The 12,214-nt window shown below is 71.5% G+C and carries 10 protein-coding genes; 4 read left to right on the plus strand and 6 right to left on the minus strand.

What is annotated here, in order from left to right; genetic code table 11:
* Positions 1-81: 81 nt before the first annotated feature.
* Positions 82-1,188, minus strand: a complete 1,107-nt coding sequence (locus tag OG310_RS33225) for an SDR family oxidoreductase (RefSeq protein ID WP_443078918.1) — start codon at positions 1,186-1,188, stop codon at positions 82-84.
* A gap of 615 nt (positions 1,189-1,803) precedes the next feature.
* Between OG310_RS33225 and OG310_RS33230 the strand changes: the two genes are divergently transcribed.
* Positions 1,804-3,114, plus strand: coding sequence for a hypothetical protein (locus OG310_RS33230; RefSeq protein ID WP_329459554.1), 1,311 nt, complete (start codon positions 1,804-1,806; stop codon positions 3,112-3,114).
* A gap of 660 nt (positions 3,115-3,774) precedes the next feature.
* Positions 3,775-5,556 carry an adenylyl cyclase gene (locus OG310_RS33235; protein WP_443078919.1) on the plus strand — a complete coding sequence of 594 codons (1,782 nt, stop codon included), beginning with the start codon at positions 3,775-3,777 and terminating at the stop codon, positions 5,554-5,556.
* 84 nt (positions 5,557-5,640) lie between these two features.
* Here the strand turns inward: OG310_RS33235 and OG310_RS33240 are convergent, their stop codons facing one another.
* On the minus strand, positions 5,641-5,997 hold the full coding sequence (locus OG310_RS33240; RefSeq protein ID WP_329459556.1) for a 5-carboxymethyl-2-hydroxymuconate Delta-isomerase: 357 nt from the start codon (positions 5,995-5,997) through the stop codon (positions 5,641-5,643).
* 445 nt (positions 5,998-6,442) lie between these two features.
* Positions 6,443-6,856, minus strand: a complete 414-nt coding sequence (locus tag OG310_RS33245; RefSeq protein WP_329459557.1) for a hypothetical protein — start codon at positions 6,854-6,856, stop codon at positions 6,443-6,445.
* Positions 6,857-7,136: 280 nt separating this feature from the next.
* Between OG310_RS33245 and OG310_RS33250 the strand changes: the two genes are divergently transcribed.
* Entirely contained in the window at positions 7,137-7,820 is a 684-nt protein-coding gene (locus OG310_RS33250; RefSeq protein ID WP_329459558.1) for a TetR/AcrR family transcriptional regulator, read from the plus strand.
* Positions 7,821-7,979: 159 nt separating this feature from the next.
* On the opposite strand, the gene OG310_RS33255 is transcribed toward OG310_RS33250, so the two are convergent.
* The gene (locus OG310_RS33255) at positions 7,980-8,570 is read right to left on the minus strand and encodes a class I SAM-dependent methyltransferase (RefSeq protein ID WP_329459559.1); all 591 of its coding nucleotides are present in this window, start codon (positions 8,568-8,570) and stop codon (positions 7,980-7,982) included.
* A 419-nt stretch (positions 8,571-8,989) separates the two neighbouring features.
* On the opposite strand from OG310_RS33255, the gene OG310_RS33260 reads away from it, so the two are divergent.
* On the plus strand, positions 8,990-9,253 hold the full coding sequence (locus OG310_RS33260) for an alpha/beta hydrolase (RefSeq protein WP_329459560.1): 264 nt from the start codon (positions 8,990-8,992) through the stop codon (positions 9,251-9,253).
* Here the strand turns inward: OG310_RS33260 and arfA are convergent.
* Positions 9,227-10,771, minus strand: a complete 1,545-nt coding sequence (gene arfA / locus OG310_RS33265; protein WP_329459561.1) for an arabinosylfuranosidase ArfA — start codon at positions 10,769-10,771, stop codon at positions 9,227-9,229. The two genes, OG310_RS33260 and arfA, sit on opposite strands and share 27 nt — an antisense overlap.
* A 101-nt stretch (positions 10,772-10,872) precedes the next feature.
* The gene (locus OG310_RS33270) at positions 10,873-11,955 is read right to left on the minus strand and encodes a LacI family DNA-binding transcriptional regulator (RefSeq protein WP_329459562.1); all 1,083 of its coding nucleotides are present in this window, start codon (positions 11,953-11,955) and stop codon (positions 10,873-10,875) included.
* Positions 11,956-12,214 lie beyond the last annotated feature (259 nt).

Here is a 12,214-nt window from a genome sequence, read left to right on the forward strand (position 1 = left end):
CGGTGCGAGAAGGCGGGTGCGGTGGCCGTCGTGGGTGAGGGGCACCTCGTGGGGGAGGGGCGTACTGGGCCGCGGGCGGGGTCAGGCCGTCGTCACCCGTCTCGGGCCCAGCCCGGACCACAGGTAGTCCAGGTCCACCCGGACCGCGGACGCCGGCGGCCCGAACAGGGTCCGTACGCGGGTGTCGTCGAAGCGGCGACGGTGACTGAGGTAGGCCGTGAAGCCCGGATAGAAGTCCATCAGCGCTTCGAGCGCGGACGCGTCGCCGGGCTTCTCGGCGACCAGGCCCAGGTCCAGATGCGTGAGGCGTGCCAGGAGGGAGACGATGGCCGAAGCGGGGACGTCGTGGCCGTGGACGACGTGGTACGTGTCGACCCCGGCCGAGGCAGGCCGGCTGGCCAGCCGCAGCATGATCTCGGCCGCGTCCTCGACCGGCATCAGGTTCAGATGACCGTGCGGGTGTCCCACCAGCCGCATCCGGGGGCGGTGGCCCCCGGGGGCGCCGTCGCCGTCGAGACCGGCGGTGCGCATCGAGTCGCGCAGGATCCGCTCGATGACCTGAAGGGGGTGCGCGGGCAGGTCCGGGTGCGCGGGCAGGTCCGTGACCAGGATGCTCGGCCGCACCACCACGACCGGGCGGCCGTGTTCCCGTGACCACGCGCGCACCAGCCGCTCCGCCTCGTACTTGGATCGCTCGTAGGCGTTCTCGAAGCCGTACGTGTCGTCCAGCTCGTCCTCGTACGCGACACCCTCACGCCGTGCCCCGGCCACGAAGGAGGTGCTGACGTGGCGGATCAGGGGGCGTCGGCGCCCAGCGGCGGCCAACTCCAGTACGTGCCGGGTCCCTTCGACGTTGATGCGGCGCAGCTGTGCCAGATCCCCTTCGAGGTTGATGCTTCCCGCGCTGTGCCAGATCGCGTCGATCCCGTCGGCCAGTTCCTGGAAGTCGTCCCCGGACAGCCCCAGTCGCGGCTGCTCCAGTTCGATCTCCACCACGCGGAGCCGGCCGGGGAGCGATGCGATCAGGGCGTCCTCTGTGCCGGACAGTTCGAGGAACCGCGTGATGCGGTGCCGGGCATCGCCGGAGCCCGCGTGGGTCAGGACCGTCAACGACGCTTGTGTCGCGAGTAGCCGGCGCAGGAGGCGGAGCCCGAGGAACCCGGTGGCGCCGGTGAGGGCGACGTGCACGACCATGACTCCAAGGGCCTGGAAGAGGACAGGGACGCACACGGTGGTGCGGACGGCCGGCGGCCGACAGGGTCCGTCCCGCTCACGCGGGGCGAGCCGGTTGCCCCTCGTCCCCGGGCGTGCCCGGGCCCGGGGTTCACCGACTCAAGAGGAACAGTGGCAGTCGATGAGGGGAGACGGGGAGCCCCTGCCCCCGCAGCTCACCCGAACGGTGTACTCCGGGCGGGTGCCCGGCTGACGTCCTGTGGCGCGTGTGACAGCAACGGCCGGTGCGTACAGGCTCGATGACACGGGCGCCGGCTGCAGCGAGGTCCAGAGCTCCGTCATCATTTCGGGTGAGCCGGCGGACGCTGCCCCGGGAGGTGGTTCTGGCGGCTCGGGGGCGGGCTGACGAGCGGCGCACGCCGGACGGCTTCGCCGTGGCGCCACTGGCGGGCCGGCGGACCGCGTGCGGGAGCGGCTGCGGGGCGGGCGGGTGCCCCGATATAACCCTGCGGGTACGAGACGACCGCGGGTGGACGGCGTGGTACGAGCCGGGCCGGCCCCTCGGTGCCGCGCGCCCCGACCGGCTGCCCCCGTCCGTTCGCGTGCACGCCGACGAGAACTGGAGCCTTCATGACCGTGCCTGCTCAGCCCGTTCCGTCCGTCCGTCACCGCACACACTCCGTGGACCGCGCGTTCCTCAACCTGGAACGGACACATCCGCACGTCCGCTGGGACGCCGGCGGGGTGGCGTATCTGAGCGGCCCCCCGCCGAGCCTGGCGGATCTGCGCGCGTACGTGGACCTGTGCCTGCCCGGACTCCCCATGTTCACCACCCGTGTGGAGGGCGCCCCCCGGCGCTCCTGGTGGCTGCCGGACGCCGACTTCACCGTGGAACGGCATGTCCACGAAGCGGTCGCGGACGGACCGGCCCAGTGGGAGTCCGCCATGGACACGGCGCTCAACGCGCCCTTCTCGCCCGGCGCCCGGTGGGGGATCTGGCTCGTCCACGGCCACTCGCCCGACACGTACGCGGTCTGCTACCGGTTCCAGCACGCCTGCCAGGACGGATCGGCCGCGGCGCTCGCTTTCCGGACCCTGCTGGGCGAAGGCGAACCGTCCTTGCGCCCCGCGCTGCGGTCCGGCCGCCGCGCCGACCTGCCGCGGCGCGCGGGGCTCGCCATCGGCCTGGCCGCGAAGTTCGGGCTCGCCGCCCTCACCACACGCCGTCGCGGACCGGCCGAGCCGTACACGCCGACGGGCGTCAGGCGAGTGCTGCGGGGCCGTGTACCGCTGGAGAGTCTGCGGCGGATCGGCGGGGCGGGGGGCGGATCGGCTCACGACGCCCATCTCGCGGCGCTCGCCGGGGCGTTGTCCTGCTGGTCGGCGCGGTCCGGGGTGCCGCTGCCGCGGATCTCGGCGCTGATGCCCGTCGACGCCCGGCGGCCGGACGACGAACAGACCTGGGGCAACCGCTGTTTCGCCCTGCCGGTGGAACTGCCGGTGGACCCCGCTCCCGGCCGTCCCGGGGGGCCCTCGCAGGCCGACCTGCCGCTGTGGCGGCTGGAGCGTGTGATGGCGGCGACCGCGAGGCTGAGACGCGAGCCGTGGCGACAGGCCATCCAGGACCTGGTCAGGTTCATGCCCGATCGTCCGACCGAGTGGTACATGCGGGGGGTCTTCTCGTCACGGGTGACCGACATCCTGGCGACATCGATGCCGCTGGCCGACGAGGCGGGTCTGGGCGCGACCCGGGTGACCGGGACGGTCCTGCTCCCCCTTCTCCTGCCCGGACACCTCTTCGGAGTGGGCCTGTCGTTCTTCGGCAGCTGGGCCGAGGTGTCCTTCATGACCGACAGCGGCCTCCCCCTGGCGCAGCGGCTGCCGGGCCTGTGGGAACAGGCCGTGGCGGAACTGGATGAGGCCTCGGCGCGCGCCGCGTGAGCGCGGCGGGCGGTGCGGCGTACGCCCGGGAGCCCCTTCCTGAGTCGTTTCGGGCAGTCACCCCGTGCCCCGCCACCTGGTCCGGCTGCGATCGGCACACGCGGGTGGGGAAGCCCCCGGCCGGGGTGGGCGGGCCCGGGCGGGCCGTCGCCCGGGTGGAAGCGGGTGGTGCGGGCGAAGGGGCTTGAGGCCCCTCGTCCGCACCACCGTGAGATCTTCTCGCCGGCGCCGGCCATCGAAGACGGGCGCAACCCCCGGGGCGGGACGGCCCTGGACGGCACTGGCGGGGCGGCACCGGCGGGGCGGCACCGGCAGGGCGGCACCGGCGGGGCGGCACCGGCAGGGCGGCACCGGCGGGGCGGCACCGGCAGGGCGGCACCGGCGAGGTGGCACCACCTCGCCGCCGCGCGCCGGGACCTCCAACAGGCGGAGATTCCCGGCAAGTCGGCCGCCGAGGCGCTGTCCTCGCCCGTCGCGGGCGCAGTCCGGCCCTGCTTGTTCAAAGCCGTTCCCATGTCGCCGCACACTCATTGACGCTGCGCACCCACGGTGATTCACTTCGTGTCTGAGAGCGCTCTCTCGCGGTTGGGGACCAGCCGCGGTCCCCTCCATCCACCATGTTCAGGGAGAGCCGTGTCCGTGATTCCCACTCGCCGTTCCATGCTCCGCGGGGCTGCAGTCGCCGCCGCGGCGCCGCTGGTCGGCGGCGTCCTCGCCGGGTCAGCCTCCGCGTCGCCCGTGTCCACCGGTTCCGGGCACGGCAGCGCCGCCGGCCTCGGTCCGAACGTCCTGGTCTTCGACCCGTCGATGGGCGACGCGGCGATCCAGGCCCGGGTGGACGCCGTGTTCGCCACCCAGCAGTCCAACCAGTTCGGCAGCGAACGGTACGCCCTGGCCTTCCTGCCGGGTACGTACAAGGTCGATGTCAACGTCGGCTTCTACACCCACGTCCTCGGCCTCGGTCAGAACCCCGGCGACGTCGTGATCAACGGCCATGTCACGGTCGACGCCCAGTGGCTTGAGGGGAACGGGACACAGAACTTCTGGCGCACCGCCGAGAACCTGACCATCGTGCCGCCCGACGGGCTGGAGCGCTGGGCGGTCGCCCAGGCGGGGCCGATGCGCCGCGTCCACATCAAGGGGAACATGACCCTGTGGCCGAGTCCGCCCGGCAACCAGTGGTCCAGCGGGGGATTCCTGGCCGACAGCGTGGTGGACGGGCAGGTGGAATCGGGTTCGCAGCAGCAGTGGCTGTCGCGCAACGACACCTTCGGCAGCTGGACCGGCTCCAACTGGAACATGGTGTTCGTCGGTGTGCAGGGCGCCCCCGCCCAGTCGTTCCCCACCCCTCCGTACACCACGGTCGACCGCACCCCGGTGGTGCGGGAGAAGCCGTTCCTCACCGCTGACCGCCACGGCGACTACCAGGTGTTCGTGCCCGCGCTGCGCCGGGAGAGCACCGGCACGAGCTGGGCCCGCGGAAGGGCGGAGGGGCGCAGCGTCCCGCTGTCCCAGTTCCACGTGGCCAGACCGGGCGACTCGGTCGCCGCCATCAACCTGGCCCTCGCCCTGGGCAAGCACCTTCTCATCACGCCGGGTGTCTACTCGCTCGCATCGCCCCTGCGGGTCGTCCGTCCCGGCACCGTGGTCCTGGGCCTGGGCCTTGCCACATTGCGCTCCACGCACGGCAACACCGTCATGGAGGTCGCCGACGTCCCCGGTGTCAGCGTCGCCGGTGTGCTCTTCGAGGCGGGCTCGGCCCACACCCCCGTGCTGCTGCGCGTCGGCCACGGGCCCAGCCTGTTCCGTCACACCACCGACCCCACCGCGCTGTTCGATGTGTACGCGCGGATCGGCGGCGCCGTGCCCGGCGGCGCGGACATCAGCGTCCAGATCGACAGCAACGACGTGATCTGCGACAACCTCTGGCTCTGGCGTGCCGACCACGGCCTCGACGACACCGTGGGCTGGGCGGTCAACCCGGCCGGCACCGGCATCGTCGTGAACGGGGACCACGTCACCGCGTACGCGCTTGCCGTCGAGCACTACCAGAACTACGAGGTGCTCTGGCAGGGCGAGCACGGCAACACGTACTTCTTCCAGAACGAGCACCCCTACGATGTCCCGACCCAGTCGGCCTGGCGCCACGGCTCCACCCTGGGCTACGCCGCCTACAAGGTCGCCGACCGCGTCAGGAACCACCACGCCTGGGGTCTTGGCAGCTACTGCTTCTTCAACCTCAACGCGGACATCTACACCGACCGGGCCTACGAGCTCCCCGACACGCCCGGCGTCGTCTTCACGGACCTGATGACCGTCTGCCTCAACGGCGCGGGCGGGGGAGGCATCCTGCACTGCGTCAACAACACCGGTGACCCGGTCCAGAACGGTTTCGGCACGTACAACATGACGTCGTACTCCGACGGCACCGGGAGCGTGTGAGCGAACTCGTCGGCTGTGAGCCGGAGTCAGGGGAGGGCGGTCGCCGGGGGGCGACCGCCCTCCCCGCTCTGTGCGCGGGGTGCCTCAGGCATCGAACTTGCGGTAGGTGGGGTCGAGGTCGCGGATCTCGACGGAGGCGTGCAGGGCCGTGCCGCCGTCGGTCTTCACGTGCCGGCGCACCTGCTCCAGCAACGTGTCGGCCAGGCGGGTCCGCGTCTCCTCGGTGCGACCGGCGAGCAGTCCGACCGTGACGTGGACGACCGCGTGGCCGTCGGTGTCGTGGCCGACGACCGTGATGGGGCAGGGACGGAACAGCGTCTTGCACGCCTCGGGCTTGGCGGCCGCGATCTCGATGGCGGCGGTGTGCAGCTCGTGCGCGAGGGCGGCGGGGTCGAAAGCGCCCGTCAGGTCGGCGGAATGGTCAACGGTGATCTGCGGCATGGGCGTTCCCTGGGGCTTCCTCGTGCGGGCGAGGGCTGGTCGGGTGGCGGAGCCGTGTGAGCGCCGCCACGATGGGGCGACGAGTCTATCCGGGGACGTTCGGCGCACCGACCCGCAGGGTTGACCCTGGGGCCGGCGGGTGCCCGCCCTTCGCGTGCGGAACGCCGCCACCGCTGGTGGATGTGGTGGCAGTTGCGGAACAAGTCCCCCGGTGGGTCGCCGCGTTCAGCGACCAGGGCGGCTGCCTGCGCAGGGGCGCCGGCCGTGCTCCGCCAGGGCGGGCCACCGCAAGCGGGTGTTCCGGGGGCTCCGGTGGCCGAGGGCGCGAGGCTGCCCGGACGCATGCGCCCGGAGAGCTCCTGGGCCCTGTCGGCCTGCCGACAGCGGATCGCCTCGCCCGCCGGCTGGCGCGTGCCGCACACTCAAGCCCTTCGAGAATCCGTGATCATTCGCAGGCCAGCCGGAACGTGACCTCCTGGGCGGGAAGGTCCGGATCCGCCTCAAGGGTGACCCGCATGCCCGGTTGGGGCTGCGACAGGTAGGGCCACGTCTCACTGCGGGACCGGTTCACCAGGGGCGCGGTCACACAGAAGTCCTCCGCCATCCGCACCACGACCACGTACTTCTTGTCCGCCGGCGGCCCCGACGCCCGCACCTTCAGCAGGGTGCCACCACCGCTGCTCGCCGTGCGCACCAGGCGGTTCGAGGAGCACACAGGACACAGCATCCGCTGGTAGGACGGGGTTTCGCACCATTCACACCGCCGGAAGTGCAGGACGCCGTGGCGGACGGGCTGCCAGATCGCGGGCTTGCCTGTCCCGGCGCCGAGGACGAGCGGGACGTCGTACTGACGAAGCATGGAATCAGCTCCTCGTGAGGGGTGCCGGAGGTCGTCGACGGTCGGCGTCGAGGGCGGAGGGCGCGGGACGGGGGCGGGAGGTGCGAGTCGCCGAGCGCAACCGCGTCGTCCGGGGCCCGCCGAGTGAGGCTTTGGTACTCGATACCGAAAATACGGTACTCAGTCCTATCGCCCATGGCAACCGTTCCGGTCGCACGTTTCGCGGTGCGCGGCCATCCGCCCACCCGGGCGCGGGGTGCTGACTGGCTCCGCGCTCTTGTTCCGGGCGATGATGGCCGTCATGAGTAAGCCAGCGGCAAAGGACCGTCTAGCGGACGCGGCTTTCGCGCTGTTCGACGAGCGTGGTTACGAACAGACCACCATCGACGACATCGCCGAGCGGGCCGGGCTGGGGCGTACGACGTTCTTCCGTCACTACCGCACCAAGGAAGACGTGATCTTCCCCGATCACGACAGGATGCTCGACCTCGTCAGGCAGCGGCTCGACGCCTCGTCCGAGGGTGCGGCGCTGCTGGCGATCTCCGAAGCGGTCCGGCAGGTGCTGGCCCATTACGTCGAGGAAGGGGATCTCGCGCGCCGACGCTACCGGCTGACGAGCCGGGTCCCGGCCCTGCGCGAGCGTGAGATCGTCAGCGTCGCGCGCTACCAGCGGCTGTTCCGGAGCTTCATCTCCTCCGGCTTCAGCAAGGAGTCCCCTTCCGCTGAGCTCCGGGCGGAGTTGATGTCGGCCGCCGTGGTCGCGGCGCACAACCATGTGCTGCGCCGATGGCTGCGTGAGGAGACGGCCGACCCGCTCGCCGAGATGGAGGAGGCCATGCGGGAGGTGCTCACCCTGTTCCCGGCCGAGCGACTGAGAGGTGCCGGGGAGACGGGCGCGACGGTCGTGGCCTTTCGCACCTCGCGTGACGTCGAGTCCCTCATCCCTTTGTTGCGCCGGGCCATCGAGGGAGCCGACGACGTCTGAGTACCCGATGTCGCGGAGGGGACCCCACGACCACGACGTTGCGGGAGGCGCCCGTTCCCGATCGGCTTCGCCCGCAGACGTCGTACGGGACGGTGACGGCCGGCGCGTCACGGCGTAGGGCGCCCGAGGGCCGCCCGTGTCGTCGTCGCGGGGGCGTCCTCAATCCTCCCGGCACCGCCGCGCGAGGTGCACGGTGATGTCGGCGACCATCCCGACCCTCTCCGGCAGGACCCTGGTGATCCGGCTGAACGCGAGTTCGCGCTCCGGGGCCGGCAGGATCAGATAGGCGGAGACGGTCGACAGGTGGTTGACGTAGTCGCGCGCGCTCATCGTCAAGCGGCGCTCGATCAGGGACTGTTGAACATCGGTGAACCAGGCGGACCGCTGCAGCTCCGTACCCGGCCACTGCATGGCGTGGTCCGCGGGCGTCCCGTCCGGAGAGCGGATCTCATCGCTCTCCAAGAACGGCGCCCGTGCCGTGCGGACGGCTTCCTCCACGGCCGGGTCGGCCAGCCGGACCGGTCCGCCGAACGAGGCGAAGACACCGCCCGGCTCCAGCAGCGCGGCCGTGCGTGACCACCGACCCTCCGGCTTCGTCCAGTGCAGTGCCGCCGCCGCGTAGACCAGCTCGTACGTCTCGCCCGGCCGTACGTCCTCGAACGTGGCCTGCACCGTCCTGACGCCTGCCGGTACGTGCTTGCGCAGTTCCGCGAGCATGGCCCCGTCCGGCTCGGTCGCGGTGACCGTCACGCCCTGTTGAGCGAACAAGCCGTCCCGGCGCCGATCTCCAGGGCGGTCCGTATCGGATGGCCCGCGTACGCCGTCACCCTGTCGAACAGCTCCACGGGATACCCCGGCCGAAACCGTTCGTACGCTTGCGCCACCACTCCGAAGCCACGTGCGCGACCAGACATGCCGAGCATCCTGACATGGGCGCCGCCATCGGTGCCTGATCTTTTGTGCGGCCGGCGACGAGCGGGATGCCTCGCCAGAGGCATGATGCTGTCCGCGTGCGGGCGACCGCCCGTGTCACCCCCAGGGCCAGGAGGCAGGCCGTCCCCGGCGGCCGCCGAGCAACAGCCCAGGCCGCACATAGGTCTGACGCCCAATCAGGCACGTTGTACGGCAATTCAGCGTGGACGGCGCACCGCGTGGCAGGTACCCACCGGGTGGGACGTATCCCCCGGATCTGCACCCGAATCCCCATCCAGCAGGCGGCCATCCCCCTCGTGCAGAACATCGCCGACCCCTCCACCCCTGTGACCGACCCGCGGGAGGCCCTCCGGGCGTTGGGTGGCAGGGCGGGCCTGGTGACAGTGGAGGCGGCGGGACATGGCGTCGACACCTCGTCCGGATGCGTGGCCGGCACCGTCACGCACTTCCTCGACGACCGCGCCCGCCCGGTCTCAGGCGCGTGCCCCGCGACACGATGACGGCGCGGTCACCGTGGCGCGCGGTGTGGTGCGGATCATCGACCAGGACACCGGCGGGAGTTCGGCGGACACGCCGGTGGGTTCGGCCACGTGGCACGTCGAGGAACGCGGTTCGACACGGCGCGGCGCCGCTCTGGAGTTCGTCGCGAGGAGGTCCCGCCCACCGAGGACGACATGCTCGACGACCTCGTGCCCCTCACCGGCCATCCGCAGCCGCAGGGTGGCCGGCCGGTGCTCGTCGCGGTTGACCGCGAAGACAGTGGTCCCGCCGGTGACGGGGTCGCGGGTGGCGGTCACGTCGACCGCTGCCACGTCGCCGAGCGTGCTGGAGTGCAGCATCGGCGAGACCGGCTCCACCCGCAGGACCTCGCCCACCGCGTGCCGGGCGGTGAGGGCGAAGGGATGGAAGATGCTCTGCCGCCAGGCCGGGGCATCCGGCTCGGCGCGGATCGGTGCGATGACGTTGACGAGTTGGGCGAGGCAGGCGATGCTCACGCGGTCGCTGTGCCGCAGCAGGCTCATCAGCAGGTTGCCCAGCACGACCGCGTCCTGGGCGCTGTACTCGTCCTCGATCAGCCGTGGCGCGCGGCTCCAGTCGGGGCCGTCCTGCGCGGCGAACCGGCCTTCGTCCCACAGGTTCCACTCGTCGAAGGCGAGGTTCAGTCTGCGTGGGGAGCGCCTCTTGGCGGCGATGTGGTCGCAGGTCGCGACGACGCCCTCGATGAAGGAGTCCATCACCTGTGCGCAGGCGAGGTAGCCGACCCGGTCGTCGCCGTGCTGTTCGAAGTAGGCGTGCAGGGAGATGTAGTCGACCACGTCGTACGCCTCGTCCAGGACCTGTGCCTCCCAGGCGCCGAACGTCGGCATCCGCTCGTTGGAACTGCCGCAGGCGACGAGTTCGATCGCCGGGTCGACACGTCGCATCGCCTTGCCGGTCTCGGCGGCCAGCCGGCCGTACTCGGTGGCGGACTTCTGCCCGATCTGCCAGGGGCCGTCCATCTCGTTGCCCAGACACCAGGTCCTGATGCGGTGCGTCTCGCGCACTCCGTGGGCGACGCGCAGGTCGGAATAGTAGGTTCCGCCGGGGAAGTTGGCGTACTCCAGAAGGTTGCAGGCGTCCTGCACACCTCGGGTACCGAGGTTGACAGCCATGATCGGCTCGATGCCGGATCGCCGGGCCCACGCCATGAACTCGTTGAGCCCGAAGGTGTTCGGTTCGACGGACCGCCAGGCCAGGTCGAGGGTCGCCCGGCGGTCCTCGCGAGGGCCGACACCGTCCTCCCACCGATGGCCGGAGACGAAGTTGCCGCCGGGGTAGCGCACGGTGCTGACGCCCAGCTCCCGCGTCAGCTCGATGACATCGAGCCGGAGTCCGTCCGCGTCGGCCTCGGGGTGGCCGGGTTCGTAGATCCCGCCGTAGACGCAGCGGCCCATGTGCTCGACGAACGACCCGAAAAGCCGCGGCGGCACCGGTGCGATGGTGAAGGCGGGGTCGATGGTCGCAGTGCAGGTGAACACACCGTTCTCCGAATCTCTTTCCGGACGGGATGGACGAGCGGACGAGCGGACAGACGGACCCCTCTGACGGACGGACCCCCCTCGCACGGGCAGGCGCACGGTCAGTGATCGGGATGGCTCCCGCAGGAGTCGCGGATCACGAGGTCGAACGGCAGTACGGTGTGGACGGGGTCGGGGGCCGTGCCGCCCAGGAGGTCGAACAGGACGGTGGCGGCCGTGCGGCCGAGATCCTCAGCGGGTACGCGGACGGTGGTGATGCCGGGCGTGGTCAGCCGTGAGACGCCGAAGTCGTCGTAGCCGGCCAGCGCGACGTCCTCGGGAACGCGCAGCCCCCGTGACCGGATCTCCAGCATGGCGCCGTACGCCATCTCGTCGTTGGCGGCGAAGATCGCCTGGACGTCGGCCATGCTGTCGAGCACCTGCCGGGCGCCGGCCCGCCCCGACTCCTCGCTGAAGTCGCCCACCGCGAGGCTGTGGGTGCAGGGCCGCCCCGCGCCGGCGAGCGCGCCGCGGAAACCCTCGTAGCGGTCCACCGCTGTCTGGTGGTCGAGCGGTCCGCTGATGTGCGCGATACGCGTCAGCCCGTGGTCTCGCACGAGGTGGCGGGTGACGGCGGCGGCGCCCGCGATGTCGTCGACACCGACGCTCGCCGCGTGCGGCAGGTGCGCGAAGCGCCCGACGAGCACCACCGGAAGGGCGGTGTCCACCATGCGGTTCACGTTCGGGTCGCTGATCGAGGCAGAGGCGATGATCGCCCCCGACGCCGCCCCCGAGCGCAGCACCCGTTCGTAGGCGGCCACACCATGGCTCTCGTCGGGGTTGGTCGACACCATCAGGGCCGCGTCGCGTGCGTTCGCCTCGGTGGTGACCCCCACCAGCAGGTGCATGAAGTAGGGATGGCCGAACACGTGCCGGCCGGTCTGGGGGACGACCAGGGCGATGGACGTCGAACGGCCCGCGCGCAGTGCCCGCCCCGCGGAGTTCGGGACATAGCCGAGCCGGGCCGCGGCGGCGCGGACGGCCCGCTTCGTCGGCTCGCTGATGCGCGGGTGATCGGACAGCGCCATGGACACCGCGCTCTGCGAGACCCCGACGGCCGTCGCCACGTCCTTCAGTCTGACGTCGGTCCGCCCCGTCGCCGCCGTCCCGTTTCCGGTGCGTCGTGTTCCGGCCGTGTCCGTCATGCCGTGTCCCTTCCCGCCCCTCGCCACGTCATCCGCCGGGCACGTGACCGTGGGCACGCGGGGCCGACGTGCATGGCCGCGGCAGGGGAGAGGAGACGATCAACTGCTTCAACGTTTCAGCGTGGTGGACGGTAGGCCCCCGCGAGCGCAGCAGTCAAGCCTGCCAACATGACGTCAACCAGGCCGATTCAGCGAGCAGTTCGAGGTGCGTGGGGGTTGACGGCCGGACGGGGCATCTCTACCTTCGGTTCCGCTGAAT

The sequence above is a fragment of the Streptomyces sp. NBC_01497 genome (genome assembly GCF_036250695.1).
In the GTDB taxonomy this organism is placed as follows: Bacteria; Actinomycetota; Actinomycetes; order Streptomycetales; family Streptomycetaceae; genus Streptomyces.